Source organism: Mycolicibacter virginiensis (genome assembly GCF_022374935.2).
In the GTDB taxonomy this organism is placed as follows: Bacteria; Actinomycetota; Actinomycetes; order Mycobacteriales; family Mycobacteriaceae; genus Mycobacterium; species Mycobacterium virginiense.
Window position 1 is genome coordinate 4058333 of record NZ_CP092430.2, and the last position, 20097, is coordinate 4078429.

Annotated in this window: 22 protein-coding genes; 11 read left to right on the top strand and 11 right to left on the bottom strand. The window is 66.1% G+C overall.

Features of this window, described 5'->3' with window-relative positions:
• Nucleotides 1–208 precede the first annotated feature (208 nt).
• Genes MJO54_RS19745 through MJO54_RS19775 form a run of 7 tightly spaced genes read left to right on the top strand, consistent with a single transcriptional unit; the run spans nt 209 to nt 5947 of the window.
• The gene (locus MJO54_RS19745) at nt 209–754 is read left to right on the top strand and encodes a carboxymuconolactone decarboxylase family protein (RefSeq protein ID WP_065153130.1); all 546 of its coding nucleotides are present in this window, start codon (nt 209–211) and stop codon (nt 752–754) included.
• A gap of 4 nt (nt 755–758) precedes the next feature.
• Nucleotides 759–2036: an aromatic ring-hydroxylating oxygenase subunit alpha gene (locus MJO54_RS19750; RefSeq protein ID WP_046282784.1), complete on the top strand. Its 1278-nt coding sequence runs from the start codon at nt 759–761 to the stop codon at nt 2034–2036.
• Nucleotides 2020–2343, top strand: coding sequence for a hypothetical protein (locus tag MJO54_RS19755; RefSeq protein WP_065153065.1), 324 nt, complete (start codon nt 2020–2022; stop codon nt 2341–2343). Before MJO54_RS19750 ends, MJO54_RS19755 begins: the two co-directional genes overlap by 17 nt.
• A gap of 2 nt (nt 2344–2345) precedes the next feature.
• Entirely contained in the window at nt 2346–3566 is a 1221-nt protein-coding gene (locus MJO54_RS19760; protein WP_105294627.1) for a metal-dependent hydrolase family protein, read from the top strand.
• Nucleotides 3550–3972 (top strand): nuclear transport factor 2 family protein, encoded by a 423-nt coding sequence (locus MJO54_RS19765; RefSeq protein WP_046282781.1) that lies wholly within the window; start codon nt 3550–3552, stop codon nt 3970–3972. Before MJO54_RS19760 ends, MJO54_RS19765 begins: the two co-directional genes overlap by 17 nt.
• Nucleotides 3973–4019: 47 nt before the next feature.
• The gene (locus MJO54_RS19770) at nt 4020–5141 is read left to right on the top strand and encodes an acyl-CoA dehydrogenase family protein (RefSeq protein ID WP_046282780.1); all 1122 of its coding nucleotides are present in this window, start codon (nt 4020–4022) and stop codon (nt 5139–5141) included.
• Between the two features lie 2 nt (nt 5142–5143).
• Complete coding sequence (locus MJO54_RS19775) at nt 5144–5947, top strand: acyl-CoA dehydrogenase family protein (protein WP_046282779.1); 804 nt, start codon at nt 5144–5146, stop codon at nt 5945–5947.
• A gap of 88 nt (nt 5948–6035) precedes the next feature.
• On the opposite strand, the gene MJO54_RS19780 is transcribed toward MJO54_RS19775, so the two are convergent.
• Entirely contained in the window at nt 6036–7208 is a 1173-nt protein-coding gene (locus MJO54_RS19780) for an acyl-CoA dehydrogenase family protein (protein WP_046282778.1), read from the bottom strand.
• Nucleotides 7209–7428: 220 nt separating this feature from the next.
• Between MJO54_RS19780 and MJO54_RS19785 the strand changes: the two genes are divergently transcribed.
• From MJO54_RS19785 to MJO54_RS19795, 3 genes are all read left to right on the top strand, one after another.
• Nucleotides 7429–8082, top strand: a complete 654-nt coding sequence (locus MJO54_RS19785; RefSeq protein ID WP_046282777.1) for a TetR/AcrR family transcriptional regulator — start codon at nt 7429–7431, stop codon at nt 8080–8082.
• A 244-nt stretch (nt 8083–8326) separates the two neighbouring features.
• Nucleotides 8327–9784 carry an aldehyde dehydrogenase family protein gene (locus tag MJO54_RS19790; RefSeq protein WP_064889896.1) on the top strand — a complete coding sequence of 486 codons (1458 nt, stop codon included), beginning with the start codon at nt 8327–8329 and terminating at the stop codon, nt 9782–9784.
• A 21-nt stretch (nt 9785–9805) separates the two neighbouring features.
• Nucleotides 9806–10882 carry an NAD(P)H-dependent amine dehydrogenase family protein gene (locus tag MJO54_RS19795; RefSeq protein WP_064889894.1) on the top strand — a complete coding sequence of 359 codons (1077 nt, stop codon included), beginning with the start codon at nt 9806–9808 and terminating at the stop codon, nt 10880–10882.
• Here the strand turns inward: MJO54_RS19795 and MJO54_RS19800 are convergent.
• The 10 genes from MJO54_RS19800 to MJO54_RS19845 all read right to left on the bottom strand — a co-directional run bounded on the left by MJO54_RS19800 (nt 10870) and on the right by MJO54_RS19845 (nt 18998).
• Nucleotides 10870–11163: a cytochrome C oxidase subunit IV family protein gene (locus tag MJO54_RS19800; protein ID WP_064889962.1), complete on the bottom strand. Its 294-nt coding sequence runs from the start codon at nt 11161–11163 to the stop codon at nt 10870–10872. The genes MJO54_RS19795 and MJO54_RS19800 overlap by 13 nt on opposite strands.
• 5 nt (nt 11164–11168) lie before the next feature.
• Nucleotides 11169–11741 carry a cytochrome c oxidase subunit 3 gene (locus tag MJO54_RS19805; RefSeq protein ID WP_064889892.1) on the bottom strand — a complete coding sequence of 191 codons (573 nt, stop codon included), beginning with the start codon at nt 11739–11741 and terminating at the stop codon, nt 11169–11171.
• Nucleotides 11738–12496 carry a hypothetical protein gene (locus tag MJO54_RS19810; RefSeq protein ID WP_434085417.1) on the bottom strand — a complete coding sequence of 253 codons (759 nt, stop codon included), beginning with the start codon at nt 12494–12496 and terminating at the stop codon, nt 11738–11740. Before MJO54_RS19810 ends, MJO54_RS19805 begins: the two co-directional genes overlap by 4 nt.
• Complete coding sequence (locus MJO54_RS19815) at nt 12493–13248, bottom strand: hypothetical protein (protein WP_240175366.1); 756 nt, start codon at nt 13246–13248, stop codon at nt 12493–12495. Before MJO54_RS19815 ends, MJO54_RS19810 begins: the two co-directional genes overlap by 4 nt.
• An 82-nt stretch (nt 13249–13330) precedes the next feature.
• The gene (locus tag MJO54_RS19820) at nt 13331–13924 is read right to left on the bottom strand and encodes a TetR/AcrR family transcriptional regulator (protein WP_064889890.1); all 594 of its coding nucleotides are present in this window, start codon (nt 13922–13924) and stop codon (nt 13331–13333) included.
• Between the two features lie 21 nt (nt 13925–13945).
• The gene (meaB, locus tag MJO54_RS19825; protein WP_064889958.1) at nt 13946–14815 is read right to left on the bottom strand and encodes a methylmalonyl Co-A mutase-associated GTPase MeaB; all 870 of its coding nucleotides are present in this window, start codon (nt 14813–14815) and stop codon (nt 13946–13948) included.
• Nucleotides 14816–14823: 8 nt separating this feature from the next.
• Nucleotides 14824–15591 carry an enoyl-CoA hydratase/isomerase family protein gene (locus tag MJO54_RS19830; RefSeq protein WP_064889888.1) on the bottom strand — a complete coding sequence of 256 codons (768 nt, stop codon included), beginning with the start codon at nt 15589–15591 and terminating at the stop codon, nt 14824–14826.
• An 11-nt stretch (nt 15592–15602) separates the two neighbouring features.
• Entirely contained in the window at nt 15603–16691 is a 1089-nt protein-coding gene (locus tag MJO54_RS19835; RefSeq protein WP_240175367.1) for an acyl-CoA dehydrogenase family protein, read from the bottom strand.
• The gene (locus MJO54_RS19840) at nt 16678–17583 is read right to left on the bottom strand and encodes an acyl-CoA dehydrogenase family protein (protein WP_064889886.1); all 906 of its coding nucleotides are present in this window, start codon (nt 17581–17583) and stop codon (nt 16678–16680) included. The genes MJO54_RS19835 and MJO54_RS19840 overlap by 14 nt, the downstream gene beginning before the upstream one ends.
• Complete coding sequence (locus tag MJO54_RS19845) at nt 17568–18998, bottom strand: class I adenylate-forming enzyme family protein (protein WP_240175368.1); 1431 nt, start codon at nt 18996–18998, stop codon at nt 17568–17570. The genes MJO54_RS19840 and MJO54_RS19845 overlap by 16 nt, the downstream gene beginning before the upstream one ends.
• A 71-nt stretch (nt 18999–19069) precedes the next feature.
• On the opposite strand from MJO54_RS19845, the gene MJO54_RS19850 reads away from it, so the two are divergent.
• The gene (locus MJO54_RS19850; protein ID WP_064889882.1) at nt 19070–20092 is read left to right on the top strand and encodes a ferredoxin--NADP reductase; all 1023 of its coding nucleotides are present in this window, start codon (nt 19070–19072) and stop codon (nt 20090–20092) included.
• Nucleotides 20093–20097: the final 5 nt, after the last annotated feature.

Here is a 20097-nt window from a genome sequence, read left to right on the forward strand (position 1 = left end):
CAATGAAAACTATCTTCCCGTTTTCGGAGAATCAACCTTCGCGCAAGGTCGCGGTGTTGCGGCGCCCGCGGCGCGACCAGGCGCGGCGAGCACCGTTGCACCTACTCGCCCCACCTGCACAAACGGCGAAGTGTTGACCAATCGAGTCAAACATGGAAATCTGTTGGTCAAATATGAGAATGCGATTCTCGCAAACGAGGAGGAACCGATGCGCCTGACTCCGCTGTCGGAGTCCCAGTGGGACGAGGAGGCGGTCCAGCGTGCGCTGGCCCAGGTGCTGACCGCCGATCGGCGCAACCCCCGCGACGCCGGGTCGGCGATGACCATGCTGGTTCACCACCCGAAGCTGGCCCGGGCCTTTCTCAAATTCAATGTCGAACTGCTGTACCGCTCAACGCTGCCCGGAAACCTTCGCGAACTTGCGATCCTGCGGACCGCCCACCGCCGCGGCTGCGAATACGAGTGGGTGCACCACATCACGATCGGCAAAGAAGCCGGCCTCACCGACTCCGACATCGAAGACCTGCAGCACGGCACGGGACGCGATGAGCTGTACCAGGCCGTGGTGAACGCAGCCGACGAACTCGAGGAGGCCTCCCGGCTCTCCCCCGCCACCGAGGCGGTCCTCGCCAAACACCTGGACGAGCAACAACTGATGGAACTCGTCTTCACGGTCGGCTGCTACAGCATGTTGGCCATGGCATTCAACACCTTTGGCGTTGAGCTTGACGAAGAATCCGAATCAGAAAGGTAGTACCGTGGCGCACTTCCCCAAGCCGGCTGCCGGCAGCTGGACGCAGAGCTATCCCGAACTGGGCACCGAGCCAGTCGATTACAGCGACTCCATCGACCCCGCATTCTTCGAAGCCGAGCGCGAAGCGGTCTTCAAGCGCACGTGGATCAACGTGGGACGCGTCGAACGGCTCCCCAAGACGGGCAGCTACTTCACCCGTGAGCTGCCCTCGGTGTGCAAGGGCACCTCGATCATCGTCGTCAAAGGCAAAGACGGCGTGGTGCGCGCCTTCCACAACATCTGCCGCCACCGCGGAAACAAGTTGGTGTGGAACGACTTCCCCAACGAGGAGACCTCCGGTACCTGCCGACAGTTCACCTGCAAGTACCACGCCTGGCGTTACGGCCTGGACGGCGACTTGACCTTCGTCCAGCAGGAGGACGAGTTCTTCAACGTCGACAAGACCGACTACGGCCTGGCCGGTGTGCGCTGCGAAGTATGGGAAGGCTTCATCTTCGTCAACTTCGACGACAACGCGCAGCCGCTTGCCGACTACCTCGGGCCGCTGGCCAAGGGGATCGAGGGCTACCCGTTCGGCGAGATGACCGAGACCTACTCCTACCGCGCCGAGGTCGGCAGCAACTGGAAGCTCTTCATCGACGCGTTCATCGAGTTCTACCACGCGCCGATCCTGCACCAGGGGCAGTACACCAAGGAGGAAGCCGCCAAGATCCAGAAGTTCGGCTACGAAGCGCTGCACTACGAGCTGGCCGGGCCGCACAGCCTGCAATCGACATGGGGTGGCCAGGCGCCGCCCCCCGACATGTCGATGGTCAAGCCGTTGGACCAGGTGCTGCGCAGCGGACTGTTCGGCCCCTGGGACAAGCCGGATCTCATCGCCAACCTCAAAGATCTGCCGCCGGGCGTGAACGTCAAGCGAGTGCCGCAGTGGGGCATTGACTCGTGGCTCTTCTACCCCAACTTCATGCTGCTGATCTGGGAGCCAGGTTGGTACCTGACCTACCAATACTGGCCGACTGCCGTCGACAAGCACACCTTCGAGGCCAACCTGTACTTCGTGCCGCCGAAGAATGCCCGCGAGCGCCTGGCCCAGGAGCTGGCCGCCGTCACGTTCAAGGAGTACGCGCTACAGGATGCCAACACCCTGGAAGCCACCCAGACCATGATCGGCACCAAGGCCGTCAAGGACTTCCTGCTGTGCGACCAAGAGATCCTTATCCGCCACCTGCACAAGGTGAACCGCGACTTCGTGAAGGAGTACCAAGATGCCGCTGCCGTCTGAGTTCGCCGCCCTGGAGCCCTATTTGGACTGGGACTTGGCTCATGAGCCCGACCGCTACGCCAAGCGGCTGACGTCATCCATGGCCGAGATGCAGCAGTTCTACGACGTTGCGTTCCCGATGCTGGACGACGTCATTACGTACTGCGATAAGTTCCCGCTGGACGACTTGCCAGATGATGCAAAGACTCTCATGCACATCATGCAATCCCTCGTCATGGTGTCGTTCCCGATCGAGGCATGGAAGCAACCGCGCGTCCCGGACAGCGGCGCGGCGTGGGTGGAACTGCTCAGCGAGCCGGTGATCTAGGGGTGCTGACGCTCAAGGCGGCCGGGCTGCTGGACGTCGACGCCGGAAAAATCGTCCGGCCCGGAGTGCTGCATATCGACGGTGACCGGATCGTCGGCGTCGGCGAGGGCACCGCTGTGACCGACGAGGTCATCGATCTCGGCGACTCGATCCTGCTGCCCGGGTTGATGGACATGGAAGTCAACCTGCTGATGGGCGGCCGTGGCGAGAACCCCGGCCTGTCCCAGGTGCAGGACGATCCGCCGACAAGGGTGCTGCGTGCGGTGGGCAATGCCCGGCGCACCCTGCGCGCCGGGTTCACCACGGTGCGCAACCTGGGACTGTTCGTCAAAACCGGCGGATACCTGCTCGACGTGGCACTGGGCAAGGCGATCGACGCCGGGTGGTTCGAGGGGCCGCGCGTGGTGCCGGCCGGGCACGCGATCACCCCCACCGGCGGACACCTGGATCCGACGATGTTTGCGGCGTTCATGCCGGGAGTACTGGAGCTGACCGTCGAGGAAGGCATCGCCAACGGTGTCGACGAGATCCGCAAGGCGGTCCGTTACCAGATCAAACACGGCGCGCAGTTGATCAAAGTGTGCTGCTCCGGCGGTGTCATGTCGCTGACTGGAGAGGCAGGAGCACAACACTATTCGGACGAAGAGCTGCGTGTGATCGTCGACGAGGCGCACCGGCGGGGACTGCGCGTGGCCGCACACACCCATGGCGCCGAGGCCGTCAAACACGCGGTGGCCTGCGGGATCGACTGCATCGAGCACGGCTTCCTGATGGACGACGAAGCCATCGCAATGCTCGTCGAGAACGACCGCTTCCTGGTCACCACCCGGCGGCTGGCCGAGGCCATGGACGTCTCCAAAGCGCCGGCCGAACTGCAGGCCAAGGCCGCCGAGATGTTCCCCAAGGCCCGCACGTCGATCAAGGCGGCCTACGAGGCCGGGGTGAAGATCGCCGTCGGCACCGACGCGCCCGCAATCCCGCACGGCCGCAATGCCGATGAGCTGGTCACCCTGGTGGAGTGGGGCATGCCGCCGGCCGCCGTGCTGCGGGCGGCAACGGTGACGTCCGCCGAGCTCATCAACGCAGCCGACCGCGGCCGCCTGGTCGAGGGGCTGCTGGCCGATGTCATTGCAGTTCCCGGTGATCCCCTGGCCGACATCACCGTCACCCGCAACGTGAACTTCGTCATGAAAGGCGGCAAGGTATATGTCAACAAGAACTGACGACCTGGTCGAGATCCAGCAGACGCTGGCCCGCTACGCGGTGACCATCACCCAGGGCGACATCGACGGCCTGGTGGCCGTGTTCACCCCGGACGGCACTTACAGCGCATTCGGTGAAACCTACTCGCTGGACCGCTTTCCGGTGCTGGTCGATGCCGCGCCCAAGGGCCTGTTCATGACCGGCACGCCGGTGATCGAGTTGGACGGCGACACCGCGACCGGCACCCAGCCGCTGTGCTTCATCGACCACGCCAGCCACGACATGCGGATCGGCTACTACAACGACACTTACGTGCGCACCGCCGACGGCTGGCGCCTGCGGACCCGCAAGATGACGTTCATCCGGCGCAGCGGTGCCCATGACGCGGGACGCCCGCACGCCATCGGCAGGCCCGAAGCCCGATGACGATGACGGCGCCAGCCGGAGGAGACATCGGGCCATCGACACCTGGGATGAGTGCGCTGCACGATCCCGCCGAGTTCCGCACGCAACTACGCGCCTGGCTCGAATCTACTGATCTGACACCGCCTCCCGATCACTCCCTGAAGGCACATCTGCATCAGTTCGCCCGGGTGCAGCAGGCGCTCTACCAGGCCGGGTGGAGCCGCTACGGCTGGCCCGAGCACGCCGGCGGCCTGGGCGGACCAGCCATGCTGCGCGCCATCGTGGGTGAGGAGGTGGTCGGCCGGCGCCTGGTGGAACCGGGCCCCTACTCCATGCTTGAGGTGCTGGCACCGACGATGATCGATTACGCCACCCCGGAGCTGGCCGCTGCGATGGTCCCGAAGTTGCTCAGCGGCAAAGAACAGTGGTGCCAGGGTTTTTCCGAGCCAGGATCCGGCAGCGACCTGGCATCGCTGAGCACCCGCGCCGTGCCACGGGGCGACCAGTGGGTGATCAACGGCCAAAAGGTCTGGACCAGCTTCGCCCAGTACTCGCAGCGCTGCATCCTGCTGACCCGCACCGGGGACGCCGAGACGCCGAATCACCAGGCGATCACCGCCTTCTTCGTCGACACCGACACCCCGGGTATCGATGTGCGCCCGCTGCGCACCATGCACGGCGTCGACGAGTTCTGCGAGGTCTACTTCGATGACGTCGTCGTCGACGGCTCACGGATGCTCGGCAAGCCCGGCGACGGCTGGCAGCTGGCCATGGACCTGCTGCCCTACGAACGCTCGACCTGCTTCTGGCAACGCATCGCCTACCTGTACTCACGCTTCGATGCGCTGATCGCCGAGGTGAAGCGCCAAGGCGCCGCGGTCGACAACGACTTGGGGGCGGTGTATCTGGCGTTGCACACCTTGCGCTGCCGTTCCCGTGCCACCCAGCACCGGTTGGCCGACGGTCATCGGCTGGGCCCGGACACCTCGGTCGACAAGGTGTTGCTGGCCGGCGCCGAACAGTTGCTCTATGACACCGCACGCGACCTGCTGCCGGGAGTCATCGAGCTGGACGAGGGCGAGTGGCGCGCCGAGTACCTGTACTCCCGGGCGGCCACCATCTACGGCGGTACCGCCGAGGTTCAGCGCAACATCATCGCCCGCCGACTGCTCGATCTTCCCAAGGAGTGACGATGACCACCGGAATGGACACCGCTTCGCTCGTTCTGCTGGAAGACACCCTGCGCAAGACCATGGCGTCGTCGTCCGGCGCTGCGCTGGACCAGGCCCTGGCCGAACTCGGTTGGGCGGAAATGCTCTCCGAGGAACCGGATTTGGCAATCCCGCTGGTGTTCCGGTTGCTCGGCGAGACCGGGGCGCATGCCTCGGTACTCAACGACGTGATCCTGGAGACCATTGGCGGCTTGCCCGGCGGCACTCCCCCGATGCCCTACGCCGGTGGCCGATGGGTGATCTGGGAGCGCAGCGAGCGCGACTCCAACCCCGTTCTTGGCGGGCTTCCGTTGCGCCAGATACCTGGCGGGGAACTCATGCGCCTGGGTGAGGCCCGCCGCGCGTTGGGATGGTGGCTGGTCGGCTCGGCGCGGGCGATGTTGACGCTGGCCCGCCAGCACGCAACCGACCGCGTGCAGTTCGGCAAGCCGATCGCGTCCTTCCAGGCCGTTCAGCATCGACTGGCCGAGACCCTGGTCGCCATCGAGGGCGCCGAGGCCACCCTCACCGTGCCCGTCATCGACAGCCCGGACCTGACGTCCATATTGGCCAAGGCCGCCGCGGGAAAGGCCGCACTGACCGCGGCCAAGCACTGCCAGCAGGTGCTCGGCGGCGTCGGTTTCACCGAGGAACACGATCTGCACCGCCACATACAGCGGGTCCTGGTGCTCGACGGTTTGCTCGGCAATGCCCGCGAGTTGACCCGCCAGGTCGGCGGCGGCCTGCGGGCCCGCGGCTCGGCGCCGCGCATGGTGCAGCTCTGACCGCCGCCGAGTGGCAATTTCGCGACGCGACACGCCGTTACGGCGTCGGTGAATTGCCGCTCGCGAGGCGGTGAGCCAGGTGACGCCCTTAGCGCGGCAGGCCGAGCACCCGCTGCGCGATGATGTTGCGCTGGATCTCCGAGGTGCCGCCGGCAATGGTTCCGGAGAAACTGCGCAGGTACCGGTCGAACCAGCTTCCAGAGGCGTGGTCCTCGTTGAGCGGCATGTAGGTACCGGAGCTGCCGGGGTGGATCAGGCCGGCCGCACCCACATTGTCGAGCGCGTGTTCCGCGGCGTTCTGGACGGCTTCTGAACCCAGCAGCTTGAGCACCGATAGCGCGGGCACGTCCTGCTCACCGCGCGCGGCCTGCGCCAGGGCCACCGAGCCGAGCAGCCGCAGCGCCTCGTTGTCCATCAGCAGGGTGGCGAAGCGGTCGCGGTCCAGCGCGTCCACCGGGCTGAAGTCATGGATCAGATCACGTAGCCGGTCGGCGAAGCTCATCCACAGCAGCGTGCGTTCGTGACCGAGTGAGCCGTTGGCCACTCCCCAGCCACCGTTGAGCGGCCCCACCAAGTTCTCCGCAGGCACCCGGACGTCGGTGAAGAAAACCTCATTGAAGTCGATGTCGTCGTGCGCACAGGCCGATGCAAAGGGCCGACGCACAACGCCTTCGGTGTCGGTGGGGATCAGCAACACACTGATGCCCTTGTGCTTCGGCGCATCCGGGTCGGTGCGTACGAATGTCAGCAGCACGTCGGCATCGTGGGCGCCGGAGGTCCAGACCTTCTGTCCGTTGACCACGAAGTGGTCGCCATTGAGCACCGCCCGAGTCTGCAGGCCGGCCAGGTCCGATCCGGCGCCAGGCTCGCTCATCCCCAGCGACGCGGTGATCTCGGCCCGCAGAATCGGTACCGCCCAACGATGTTTCTGCTCCTCGGTGCCGAACGACAGCAGCGAGGCGGCGATGATGCCAACCCCTTGCGGGTTGAAGCTGGGGTAGATACGCCGGCGGGACAGTTCTTCGGAGTGCACGTACTGCTGCAGGATCGTGGCGTTGCGGCCGCCGAATTCGGGCGGATTCGCCGGCAGCAGCCAGCCGTTGTCGAACAGCAGTCGCTGCCAGCTGCGGGCCCAGTCCGGCACGTCCGAGCACGAATGCGACCGTTCCAAAGCGTCGGCATCGGAGGGCAGATGCTCGTCGAGGAAAGCCGAGAACTCGGCACGGAAGTTCTCGACTTCAGGATCAAAGGTCAGTTGCACTGGAGAACTCCTCGACTCGGGCGCCCGGGATACCCGATTTGCGAGCGGCCGCCGATCTTGCTCGTCCGCTTCCCTAGACGCGGATATGAGAATATCATTCTCGAATGGAGAAGTTGCGATCTCTGAATCGTCGCCCCCACGCCGGTGCGCTACGCCACCGGCGCATTTGCGTCCAGTACAGTTGCGCCATGCCTCCGTCACCGCAGCGTCCGGAACGCCGGTGACCAATCCGAGCGAAGAACCCGCCTGGAAGCAGCGCGCGGTCGAACGCTCAATCAAGACGGCGAAGATCCGCGCGGCGCAACGCGTCCAGCGGTTTCTGGATGCCGCGCAGTCGATCATCATCGAGAAGGGCAGCACGGACTTCACCGTCCAAGAGGTCGTGGACCGCTCACGCCAGTCGCTGCGCAGCTTCTACCTGCAGTTCGACGGCAAACACGAGCTGTTGCTGGCTCTCTTCGAAGACGCCCTGAGCCGCGCCGCCGACCAGATTCGCGCGGCGACGGCCAATCATTCCGATCCGTTGGAACGCCTCAAGGTCGCCGTGGAGTTGCTGTTCGAGTCGTCGCGCCCGGACCCGGCCGCCAAACGGCCGCTCTTCACCGATTTCGCCCCGACCCTGCTGCTCACCCATCCCGTCGAGGTCCGGGTCGCCCACACGCCGCTGTTGGAGTTGCTCGCCGAGCTGACCGAACAAGCTGCCGACGCCGGCCGGCTGCGCACCGGTGCCCACCCCCGGCGGGTGGCGGCCATGGTTATGCAGACGGTCATGTTCAACGCCCAATCCAGCCCGGCCTCGGCCGATCCGACGGTCAATCCCCTGACCGCCGAGGAAGTCTGGGACTTCTGCGCGCACGGCTTCGGACGCAACTGAGCCGGCCGGCTACACCCGAACAGGCCCGATACGTCGACGAAAGTCCGACCCACAACAACGGCGTCGACAGCTGTGCGATGCGGTGATCGAACCGCTCGACGCCGACTGAGCCGCCACACGACGACCCGCTTCGCCCGGCTCCGCCCCGCCTGAGCCGCAGACCACGGCCAACCCTAGACATCGGCTGGGGAACCACATACCCTCGTGCAAACGCAATTATCCGAATGCGAGAAGGGGATTATCCATGTCGGTGCAGACGGTGTTGGACGACATTCGTAAGGTCCCCGGCACCGGAGACGTGATTCCGATCATCGATCCGGCCACTGAAGAGCAGCTGACCGAGTTCACCGACTGCGGACCCGAAGCGGTCAACGACGCCGTCGCCCGGGCCAAGGCCACCGCCGAGTCCGGGGTGTGGTCGCAGATGGCCGACTACGACCGAGCCAAGGTGCTGTGGAAGGTCGCCGACCTCATCGACGAGAATGCCGAGATCCTCGCCGAACTGGAGTCGGTCAACGCCGGCATTCCTGCCTCGCAGGCCGCGATCATCACCAAGGTGGGTTCGGAGTGGTTCCGCTACTACGCCGGCTGGTGTACCAAGATCGACGGCATCGCCCGCGATGTGAACACCGGTGGCCTGACGGGCATCGAGTCGCATCAGCACGTCTACACGCTGCGCGAGCCCTATGACGTGGTGGGGCTGATCTTCCCGTGGAACGGTCCGGTCTTCAACTTCTGCGCCAAGCTGGCGCCGTCACTGGCCGCGGGTTGCAGCAGTGTGGTCAAACCGGCCGAGGAGACCCCGCTGTCGGCACTGGTGCTGGACCGCATCCTGAGCGAGGCCGGAGTCCCCGACGGCGTGGTCAACATGGTGCTCGGCTACGGCCACACCGCCGGTGCGGCGATCACCGCGCATCCCGACGTAGACAAGGTCGCGTTCACCGGCTCCACCGAGGTCGGTCGTGAGATCGTCCGCGCCTCTGCCGCAACCAATCTCAACAAGGTGACCCTCGAACTCGGCGGCAAGTCACCGGTGTTGATCTACGACGACGCCGACCTCGACATGGCCATCACCATGGCGGCGTTCGGAACCTTCGTGCACTCCGGGCAGGCCTGCGTGTGCGGCTCGCGCATCTTCGCCCAGCGCGGCGTCTACGAGCGGGTCGTGGAAGGCATCGCCAACATGGCCAACATGATGCAGCTCGGCGGACCGAAGGACGAAGGCGTCATGGTCGGTCCGCTGATCAGCCAGAAGCAGCTGACCCGGGTGCTCGGCTACCTCGAGCAGGGCAAGGCCGACGGCAACGAGCTCGTCACCGGCGGCCACCGGCTGGATCGGAAGGGCTACTTCGTGCACCCCACCGTGGTCACCGGCGTCGACCCCGACTCCAGCCGGCTTTTCCAGGAGGAGATATTCGGCCCGGTGGTCACGATCCTGCCGTTCGACGACGATGACGAGGCGATCGCTCTGGCCAACAACAGCACCTACGGACTGGCCGCGACCGCATGGACGTCGAATCTGGGCCGGGCACACCGACTGGCCAAGCGGCTCAAGGCCGGAACGGTCGGGCTGAATTGTCAGATGCAGTTCGACCACTCGATGCCGTTCGGCGGATACAAGCAGTCCGGCTGGGGCTACGAATCCGGCAAGGCGGGCATCGAGACCTACCTCCAGACGAAGATCGTCTGGGCGCAGATGTAGCCGGCGACTCCGAACAACGACATGGTTGACACCCCCGCCTCCCCCTACCGGGTCGTCCAATGGACGACCGGCAACGTCGGCAAGAGCTCCGTACGGGCGATCGCCGGCAACCCGAACTACGAGCTTGTCGGCCTCTTCGCATGGTCGGACGACAAGGTCGGCCGCGACGCCGGCGAGCTTGCCGGCATCGACCCACTCGGCGTCGCCGCGACCAACGACGCTGCGGCGCTGCTGGCACTCAAACCCGACTGCGTGGTCTACAACCCGATGTGGATCAACGTCGACGAGCTGGTGCAGATCCTGTCGGCGGGCGTAAATGTCGTGACGTCAGCGTCTTTCATCACCGGGCACAATCTCGGCAATGACCGGGCCCGGCTCGACGAGGCGTGCCGCAAGGGCGGTTCGACCCTGTTCGGCTCCGGAGTCAGCCCGGGGTTTGCCGAACTGCTGGCGATTGTGGCGGCGACGGCATGCGACCGGGTCGACAAGATCACCATCACCGAGACGGCTGACACCACCCTCTACGACTCTCCCGACACCGAACGACCGGTGGGTTTCGGCGCCGCGATCGACGACCCGGACCTGGAACCCATGGCCGCTCGCGGCACGGCGGTCTTCGCCGAGGCGGTCCGACTGGTCGCCGACGCGATGGGCGTCGAACTCGACGAGATCACCTGCACCTGCGAGTACGCCCAGACCACCGCGGATCTCCCGATGGCTTCATGGACGATCCCGGCCGGCCATGTGGCCGGGGTCTTCGCCAGCTGGCAGGGAATCTCAGGCGGCCGATGCGTCATCGACATCAACGTGCGGTGGCGTAAAGGTCAAACGCTCGAGCCGGATTGGCAGCTCGACGGCGATGGCTGGAAGATCACCATCGACGGCCGGCCGACGGTGAACATGCAGGTCGGGTTCACCCCGCCACCGGACCTGATCGCCTCGGCCAAGTCCCTCGACGACTTCTTCGAGCTCGGCCACATCATGACCGCGATGCCGCCGATCAACGCCATCCCGGCGGTCGTCGCCGCCGAACCCGGTATCGCCACCTACAACGATCTGCCGCTGAACCTGCCCCGGTTCCCCGCTCAGAACAGGTAGATCACCAGTACGGCCGTGCACAGCACGGCCAGCCAGGTGTCGGTGGTGCGGCGCAACCACATCGGTGCGGTACGCACCTCCATGAAGTTGCGGATGATCAGCCGGGCTTTGACGGCCGACAGCGCGATCACCGTGACGGTAATCGGGATGCTCGGCTCCACATGCCCGGAGGTGTGTCCCGGGGCCAGCCACCACGCCAGCACGGTGATGACCACCAGCACAAGCCAAGTTCCGGTGAGCCGCGGGTCGGCTACGAAGCGGGAATGCTGCGGTGCGGTCACGGAGTTCACCTCATCACGTAGAGCAGGGCGAAGATGACGACCCAGAGCAGGTCGACCATGTGCCAGTAGGTCGCGCCCTGTTCGACCATGCTGACCCGGGCCCGGCGTGGGTTGCGCAGTTCCCGGATCACGACGCCGAGAATCAGCAAGCCAAGGCCGACGTGGAACAGGTGCACGCCGGTAAGGACGTAGTAGAAGCTGAAGAAGGCGCTGGAATTGGTGTGCCCCGCATGTATTTCCGCGGACCACTCATAAACCTTGAGCACCGCGAACATCACGCCGCACAACGCCCCAGCCCGCACCAGGCGGACGGCGCCGGTGCGATCGCCGGCCCGGGCGGACTGCACGCTTTGGGCCACCAGCCAGGAGCTGGTGATCAGCACGATGGTGTTGATCACGCCGATGGTGATGTTGAGGTGCTGCTGATCGGCCAGGAACTGCTCGGGCGCGCGCGTCCGGAAGACCAGGTAAGCGATGAAGTAGCTGCCGAAGATGAACAGGTCGCCAAGCACCATGAACCACATGTGGCCGTCGCCGGGCAGATGCGTACGAGCGCTAGACGCTTTCAGGTCAGTCATCGACGTGCCTCCGCAAGGGATTCGGGGGCTTCGCGTTTGCCTGTGACCCACATGATCGGGAAGATCAGCCCGATCCAGGAGGCGAAGATGACGACGGCGATGTAGAACGAGATGATGCCGTTCCAGGAGAAGGCGCCCGATTCAAACAGCCACATCTGGGTGGCGATCACTTCGGTGACGATCTGCCAGACGGTGATGTAGGCGAACCACTTTGGGAAGATGTTGTTCTTGTCGTAGAAGATCGCCAGCGCCAAACAGAAATAGGCGGCGGTGAAACAGCCCAGAGATCCGTTGTAGGACAGTGTCCCCAGGTCGTAGAAGAAGCGCACCAGCTCCGGGTCGCGATCTGCCCGGAACACCGCGAGCAGGTAACACAGCATCATCAGCTGAAATCCCGGGACCGCGCCGACCGCCATGGCACCGATGTAGCCGTAGGCCAGCACCGAGCCCGAGCTCATCCGTTTCATGTGATAGCCGATGAGGCCGTTGGAGATCGCGGCGCCGCCGGTGATCACCAGCAGCATCACGAAGCCGATCTGGATCGTCGGGGCATGCTGGTGATACCAGGCCTGGATCTCGGGCATGCCGACATCGGGGCGCGGTGGCGGCGTCACCCGGCCCAGCAGGCAGACGCCGAGACCCATCAGCAGGTAGAAGGTCACCGAGATCCAGAACACCACCCGCACATCGGGTTTGCCTCCGGCCGGCGGTGTCTCGTCGGCCTGGGCTCCGTAGAGCAGTGTCGCGATGTTCACCGCGCCGGTCCTTCGATCAAGCCTTCGGCCACGCCTTGGCGATAGAGCGCATCACGCAGCGCAAAGAACATCGCGATGACGAAGACTGCGAACGCGCCGTTGCGAACCCAGAACGAGATGAGCCCGTCCCAGGCCAGCGGTCCGGTGGTGAACACCGTCGCCGCGACCGACGGCAACATTGCCAGGGCGGTGATCACCGACAGGTGGGCCACCCAGCGTGGGAACACCGGATCGGGTCCGCGGTCGAAGTAGACGGCGCAGGCGAGCATGGCGAACTGCGCCACGATCATGCCGACGGGCGCGATGAACGACAGCCACGCCATGTCGTTGAGGGCTTGAATCACCTCGGGGCTGCGGTTCGGGCGAAACGCCGCCACCCCGAAGTAGATGTTGGACAACGCAAACAGCGTCGCACCGCTCACCACGGCCGCCAGGTAGGCGTAGGCGAAGACGTGACTCTGGCCCGACATTCGCTTCATCTGCGCCACGATCAACACCAGAAACGGCACGATCATGATCCCGCACAGGTTGAACCCGACCATGCTCAATCGGATCCAGGACCGATGCTCGTCATAGAACTGCGCCACCTGCCCGGCGGACATGGTCGGCGACATGGGCGGGAAGAAGCCGGGGAATGCCACGAACATCGCCAGCAATACCGCGGCGACGACCGGGCCCGACCACAGCAGCACCAACTGCGCCCGGAAGGCGGTGGCCTGCGGCGCCTCCTCCGCTTCGGCGATCATCTGCATGACGTGATCCCTTCATTGCGGGAACCGGATCGCCCCCTAGCCGATCGACTACCCGAAAGATAGCCGATCGGCTATCTGCCGGTCAATGGCGATCGACGTCCGGCGCCTCGATGAATCGCTTGGTGAGCCGCAGCAATTGGGCGCGCAACGTGTCGTCGTCGACGTGGCCCACCAGCGGATGCATCACCCCGACGGCGATGGCACCCGACAGCATCGCCGCCGACACCACGGCGTCGTCGCCGGCTTCGCCGACCAGCACCCCGTACAACCGCGCGATGAACTCTTGAAATGGCTGATGTTCGGCCAGCAGCCGGACGACCACCGGATCGAACTGCAGGGTGCTGGCCGCACCCCGTCGACGCACCGCCATGTCGATAACCCCGTCGAGCAACACTTCTCGTGCCCGCGGCCGACTCTGCTCGGCTTCGGCGGCCTCCAGCGCCTCCTCCAAAGCCCCCAGCTCCCGCTCGGTGAGCGCGACGACGATCTCCTCCTTGGTCTTGAACTGGTGGTAGACCGCCGCCTTGGTCACCCCGATCACGTCGGCGATCATCTGCAGCGACGTTCCGCCGACCCCGTGTTCGCCGATCAATTGCAGCGCAGCGTCGAGAATGCGCGTTTGCGCCGCGCTGCGGGGAATGAAGCGGAACTGGGTAGCGGCCGGAATGGATGCCATGCGATGAGAGTAGCCAGTCGGCTAGTCAGATAACAGCCGCTCCGCCGCGGAGTAGGGATCGTCGGTTCCGTCGACAACCAATTCGGTGAGCCGCTCCAGCGCGGGGTGGGTGCGCAGCCGGGTCTGAGCCAAGGACAGGATCTGCGCCCGCGCCCGGGCCAGCCGACGCTCCCGACTGTCGGTGCGGTGATGGGCTTCGACGGTGTCCACCAGCTCGTCGAGACCGTCGCCGCGTGCAGCGATCAGGGTGAGAATCGGTGCGCCGGTGTGCATCAGCTCGACCCGAAGGTCGCGCACGGTCTGCTCGGCGCCCTCGCGGTCGGCTTTGTTGACCACCACGATGTCGCCGACTTCCAACAGTCCGGCCTTGGCGGCTTGGACCGCATCACCGGCGCCGGGATTGAGGACCACGATTGTCGGGTCGGCGATCGCGGCGATCTCGATCTCGGATTGGCCCACCCCGACCGTCTCCAGCAGCAGCACGTCGAAGCCGAGCGCGGCAAGCAGCTGGATAGCCGCGGGCACCGCCTCGGCCAGTCCGCCCAAGTGGCCGCGGGCCGCCACCGACCGGATGAGCACTTCCGGGTCGTTGATGTGGGCGGCCATCCGGATGCGATCACCCAGCAGGGCGCCGCCGCTGAACGGCGAGGACGGGTCGACGGCCAGCACCGCCACCCGCAGGCCCCGTTGTCGGTATGCCCCCACCAGTGCAGCGATCGTGGTGGACTTGCCCGCCCCCGGCGGTCCGGTCACTCCGATGACTCGCGTGGCCGCAGGCCCCACGGCGGACAGGACTTCGGCCCGCCGGCCACTTTCGACCAAGCTGAGCAACCGGCCGGTGGCGCGGACGGAGCCCCCGCGCGCCGCGGCCAGCAACTCGGCAATGGTCATCGGCACCGTCAGTTCTTGTTCGCGGTGAGCCGATCGATGATGGCCGCGAATTCGTCGGTCTTGAACGACTGATCTTCGGCCATGTTGGCGAAGTCCAATGTGGCCAGTACCGCGCGCTCCAGGTGGATGTTGAGCAGCCGCTTGGTGCTCTCCACCGCCTGGCGCGGCAACTCAGCGATTCGCTTGGCACACAAAATCGCTTCCGCCAGAGGATCTTCCGCCACATGATTGGCCAAACCCAGCGCTACCGCCCGGGCCGCCGGAATACGTGCTCCGGTCAGGGCGTACTCCTTGGCCAGCAGCAGGCTCATCTGCAAGGGCCAGGTCAGCGGGCCGCCGTCGGCAGCGACCAGACCCACCTGCACGTGCGGGTCGGCCAGGTAGGCCGATTCCGAGATGTAGACGATGTCGCTCAGCGCCACCAGACTGCAGCCCAGCCCGACGGCGGGCCCGTTCACCGCGGCGATGACCGGGGTACGGCAGCGTGCCATGCCCAGCACGATATCGCGGCCGTGCGCAATCGTCTTGGCACGCAGCTTCTCGTCGCGGCGCAGTTCGTCGAGGTAGGCGAAATCGCCCCCGGCGGAGAACGCCCGACCGCTGCCGGTCAGCACCGCCGCCCGCGCCTCGTCGTCTTCCTCCAACCGCGGCCACAGTTTCGCCAGACCGGTGTGCAGCGCGTCGTTGACGGCGTTGAGCGCGTCGGGGCGGTTCAGCGTGATGATCCGCAGCGGGCCGTCGGCGCGCACGTCGATCTCAGCCGGCATGTCGTACATGTCAAACTCCTCTACTTCAATCCCAGGATTCGGCCGGCAATGATGTTCTTCTGAATCTGCGAGGTACCGCCCATCACGCTCTGGGCTCGGCTGTACAGGTAGGCGCTGAGCAGGTCCGGGTCGTCGGCCCCGCCGACCGCCAGCGCGGCGTGGCCGACGGACTGCTCCACCCAGGTCATCAGCAGCTTGTCCAGCGAGCCCTCCGGCCCGTGCGAGAGCCCGTCAAGCTGTTCGGAGAGCCGTCGGCGCACATGCAGCCGAAGCATCTCGGTTTCCACTGCCGCCCAAGCTAATTCCTCCGGCACGTCACCGGATACCCGGTTCGCCATCTGGCGCACCAGCTTGCCGTAGCGCGCCGAATACCCCAAGGTCGACGGTTCGCGCTCATGACCGACCACCGTCATCGCCAGCGCCCAGCCCTCCCCCGGCGCACCGATCATCTGGCTTGCCGGCACCCTCGCGCCGTCGAGCAGCACCTGGCCGAATTCGGTAGTGACACCGTTGATCATCTGCAGCGGTCGCTGCTCGATTCCAGGCTGGTGCATCGAGATGATGAACGCCGAGATGCCGCGATGCCGGGGCGCATCCTTATCGGTGCGAGCCAGCAGCAGACACCAGTCGGCGACGTCGGAGTAACTGGTCCAGATCTTGTGCCCCGCAATGACGTAGTCGTCGCCTTCACGAGTCGCCGTGGTGGTCAGCGATGCCAGATCTGAACCGGCCCCGGGTTCGGAGAAGCCCTGGCACCAGCGCTCGGTGCCATCGATCATGCCGGGCAGAAACCGTTGCTGCAGTTCTTTACTGGCGTGGCGGCCCAGGCCGACGACCAGATAACCCAAACTCGGCCGCGGCGGTGCGCCCGCAGCGGCCAGTTCCTCGTCGACGATGACGTCATAGACCGGGGGCAGCTCCTGGCCGCCGTACTCGCGCGGCCAGGATGCCCCGAAGAATCCACCCGCATACAGCGCCTGATGCCATTCACCCTGGCGCTCCCAGTACTCGTCGTCGCCGGCGGCGGGGAAGGTACCGGCCCGCTCGGTCAGCCAGGCCCGAAGCCTGCTGCGGAAATCGGCCTCGGCGGGCGAATCACGAAAGTCCATCTGCGATCTCCCTTATCGTCACGGGCCACAGGCCGGTCGAAGTCAGCGCCCGCCGTAGATAGACGTGCGCCGCGCACTCCCAGGTGTTGCCGATTCCGCCGTGCACCTGGATCGCGGTCTCACAGACCGTCCGAGCGGCGCGCGCGGAATAGATCTTGGCGATCCGGGCGGCTTGTACCGCATCGGCTGCGGGCGCCTCATCGACCGCCCAGGCCGCGTGCCGTAGCACGCTCACCGAACCCTCGATCAGCGCCAGTCCCTCGGCGAGCAGGTGTGCGATGGCCTGATAGGACCCGATGGGTTTGCCGTACTGCTCACGGATCTTGGCGTAATCGCATGCCAGACCGTGCGCACCGCGTGCGGTGCCGACCAGATCGGCGCACGTGGCCACCAGCGCCAACGCCTGCCACCGCAACGCGTCCTCGGCGCCGAGCTCGCCGACCCGCTGCGCCGCACCGGCAAGGTCGGCCACAGGCCGGGTGAGGTCGGCTCCGGTGCGCAGTGCGCCGACAGGGGCGGTCAGCACCGCGCGCCCGTGCACCGTCACCGCTTGGGCGGCACCGCGCGCGTCGATGGCGGTGTCACCGACCGCAACGGTGGCGGGGTCCCCACTCAGGGCCACGTGGCGGTGCAGGTCGTCGGCAAGCGCCGGCCCGAGGAACGGCACGTCGACGAGGCCGCGACCGAACTCCTCTGCGACGATCGCCACCTCAACCCCCGAGGCGCCGTCGGAACGTAAAGCGCGCCAGCCGGTCTGGGCGACGGCACGTTCCAGTCGGGTGATCCGACCCGCGTCGTCGAGCTCGGCAACCGAGTCGGGCCCCAGATCATCGGCGAGCTTGGCCGCGGCATCTCGCAGTTGGCGCTGCTCGGCATTCAGCCGGACATCCATAGGCGCTCCTTCAGTAGTCGGCGCAACAGCTTTCCGGAAGGCAACCGGGGGATCTCGGGCACGACCACCACCCGGCGCAGCCGCTTGTAGGACGCGAGGCGGTCGCTGACCAGGGCGCACAGTTCGTCGTCGCTGACCGGGGCACGCAGGGCGACCGCCGCAACGATGGCCTCACCGTCACGTTCGTCGGGCACCCCGAACACGCCGCAGTCAGCGACCGCCGGGTGCTCGTGCAACACCGCCTCGATCTCGGCAGGGGCGACCTGAAAGCCGCGGACCTTGATCATCTCCTTGCAGCGATCGGTGATCCGCAACCAGCCACCGGCGTCGAGGTATCCCACATCGCCGGTGTGAAACCAGCCGTCGCGCACGACTTCTGCGGTCGCCGACGCGGGAAGATAACCGGCCATCAGGGATTCGGACCGGACCACGATCTCGCCGGGGACACCGGCCGAGAGCTGCTCACCGGTTTCGACATCGACTACCTGCAGCTGCACGCCGGGCACCGGCCGTCCCACGGTGTCCGGAACCGCGTCGTCGAGCCGCGCCGCACCGAGGGGGTTGCATGCGATCACCGGTAGCTCGCTGGTGCCATAGGCCGGCACGAATGGCACGCCGGTGCGCCGGGTGACGGTGTCGGCGACGGCCGCGGTCACCGGGGTGGCACCCCACATGATGAAACGCAGCGAGGACAGGTCGAACGATTCCAAGTTCGGATGCGCGGCGATGGCCAGGGCGATCGGTGCCACCGCCATTTCCACGGTGATCTTGTCCGAGCCGATCGATGTGAGCATCGTGTCGATGTCGAACCGGCGGTGCAGCCGCACCCAGGCCCCGACCTGCAGTGCGGTCAGGATGTTGAGCAGCCCCAGGATGTGCGACGGCGGCGTCGCCACTTGGATCCGGTCGACGGCGGTGAGCGCCAACGCATCCCGCCAGTGCCGTACCGCCGCGGCCAGCGAGGCGTGGGTGTGCCGGACAGCTTTGGGCAGGCCGGTGGTGCCGGAGCTGAACACCAGCAGTGCATCGGAGCCGGCCGGCGGCGGCGCACCGTCCCAGGTGCCGGCCGGAATCTCAGCCATCACGTCATCGAGGTGTCGCATCGGCATCAGCTCGGCCAGCACCGGGTGATCACCGAGTGCACACCGGGGTTGCACCAGCGTGAGGGCGTGCGCCACCTCGTCGCGCTTCCAGGCGGGGCTGATCAGCGCGACGATCGCCCCCAGGCGCCAGATGGCACGCACCGCGATGACGAACTCCGGCCGATTCGACGACATCAGCGCCACCCGGTCTCCGGCACGCACACCCTCGGCCGCCAGGACGGCCGCCAAGCCGCCGGCCAGCGCGTCGATCTCGGGCAGCCGCCACTGCCGATCCTCGAACGCAAGCACTGCTGTAGACGATCCTGACGACATTTGAGAAGATCCTATCGGTTTGAGAGAATAGTATTCTCTAAAGCGAAGAACGCAAACCGGAAGGGGTGGGCATGGCGGTCACTCATGTTTTCCAGCGAGCGACCGTGACGCGCATCGTCAAGGAGACGGCCGATGCCTACACGTTCGTGCTGTCGCCGCACGAGACGCCGTTTCCCTACCGGGCCGGTCAGTACTCGACGTTCCAGGTGCGGGTGGACGGCGAAGAGCTGTACCGCTCCTACTCGATGTCGAGCGCACCCGAGTCCGACACCGAGCTGATGACCACGGTCAAACGTGTTCCCGGCGGCAAGGTGTCGAACTGGCTGCTGGACAACATCGCCGAAGGCGACGAGCTGGTCATGACCCGTGCGGCGGGGATCTTCTGCCTGCAGGAGTCGACGGCTCCGCTGCTCGCGTTCTCCGGTGGCAGCGGAATCACGCCCATCCTGTCGCTCGCCAAGAGCGCACTGGCGACCACCGACCGCGCCGTACGACTGCTCTGCGCCGATCGCGACGCCTCCGCGGCGATTTTCACGGGCGCATTGGACGAACTTGCCGCCCGCTACCCCGGCCGACTGTCCGTTCTGCGCCATTGCGATGCCGACGACGGCCTACTCGACGCCGCGGCGGTCACCGCATTTGTCGGCGCCGACACCGACGCGGACTGCTACGTGTGCGGACCGGCCGGATTCATGGATGTGGTGCGCGCGGCGTGGCCCGGTCCGGGTCGGCTGTTCATCGAGGACTTCGATGTGGCGGCTGCACCGGCGCCCTCGGCGTCTTCGGAGGCGGCCCCAGCGCCCAGCACCGACGCCGAGGTGACCGGGACGGTGACGATCCACCTCGGGCGCCAGAAGGAATCGGTGCCGCGGGTTGCCCGCGAGACCCTGCTGGAAAGCGCCCGGCGGGCCGGACTGGCTCCCCCGTTCTCCTGCGAAGCGGGCAACTGCGGCACCTGCATCGCGCACATCACCGAGGGCAGCGCGACCATGATCAACAACACCGTGCTCGACGACGACGAGGTCGCCGACGGTTACATCCTGACCTGCCAGGGCCTGCCCGAGGGCGGCTCGATCACCGTGCACTACGAATAGGTCGG

Coding starts and splice junctions, on each gene's coding strand:
- MJO54_RS19745 (WP_065153130.1), top strand. CDS start 209: ATGCGCCTGACTCCGCTGTCGGAGTCCCAGTGGGACGAGGAGGCGGTC.
- MJO54_RS19755 (WP_065153065.1), top strand. CDS start 2,020: ATGCCGCTGCCGTCTGAGTTCGCCGCCCTGGAGCCCTATTTGGACTGG.
- MJO54_RS19765 (WP_046282781.1), top strand. CDS start 3,550: ATGTCAACAAGAACTGACGACCTGGTCGAGATCCAGCAGACGCTGGCC.
- MJO54_RS19770 (WP_046282780.1), top strand. CDS start 4,020: ATGAGTGCGCTGCACGATCCCGCCGAGTTCCGCACGCAACTACGCGCC.
- MJO54_RS19775 (WP_046282779.1), top strand. CDS start 5,144: ATGACCACCGGAATGGACACCGCTTCGCTCGTTCTGCTGGAAGACACC.
- MJO54_RS19790 (WP_064889896.1), top strand. CDS start 8,327: ATGTCGGTGCAGACGGTGTTGGACGACATTCGTAAGGTCCCCGGCACC.
- MJO54_RS19795 (WP_064889894.1), top strand. CDS start 9,806: ATGGTTGACACCCCCGCCTCCCCCTACCGGGTCGTCCAATGGACGACC.
- MJO54_RS19805 (WP_064889892.1), bottom strand. CDS start 11,741: ATGACTGACCTGAAAGCGTCTAGCGCTCGTACGCATCTGCCCGGCGAC.
- MJO54_RS19815 (WP_240175366.1), bottom strand. CDS start 13,248: ATGCAGATGATCGCCGAAGCGGAGGAGGCGCCGCAGGCCACCGCCTTC.
- MJO54_RS19820 (WP_064889890.1), bottom strand. CDS start 13,924: ATGGCATCCATTCCGGCCGCTACCCAGTTCCGCTTCATTCCCCGCAGC.
- meaB (WP_064889958.1), bottom strand. CDS start 14,815: ATGACCATTGCCGAGTTGCTGGCCGCGGCGCGCGGGGGCTCCGTCCGC.
- MJO54_RS19830 (WP_064889888.1), bottom strand. CDS start 15,591: ATGTACGACATGCCGGCTGAGATCGACGTGCGCGCCGACGGCCCGCTG.
- MJO54_RS19835 (WP_240175367.1), bottom strand. CDS start 16,691: ATGGACTTTCGTGATTCGCCCGCCGAGGCCGATTTCCGCAGCAGGCTT.
- MJO54_RS19840 (WP_064889886.1), bottom strand. CDS start 17,583: ATGGATGTCCGGCTGAATGCCGAGCAGCGCCAACTGCGAGATGCCGCG.
- MJO54_RS19845 (WP_240175368.1), bottom strand. CDS start 18,998: ATGTCGTCAGGATCGTCTACAGCAGTGCTTGCGTTCGAGGATCGGCAG.
- MJO54_RS19850 (WP_064889882.1), top strand. CDS start 19,070: ATGGCGGTCACTCATGTTTTCCAGCGAGCGACCGTGACGCGCATCGTC.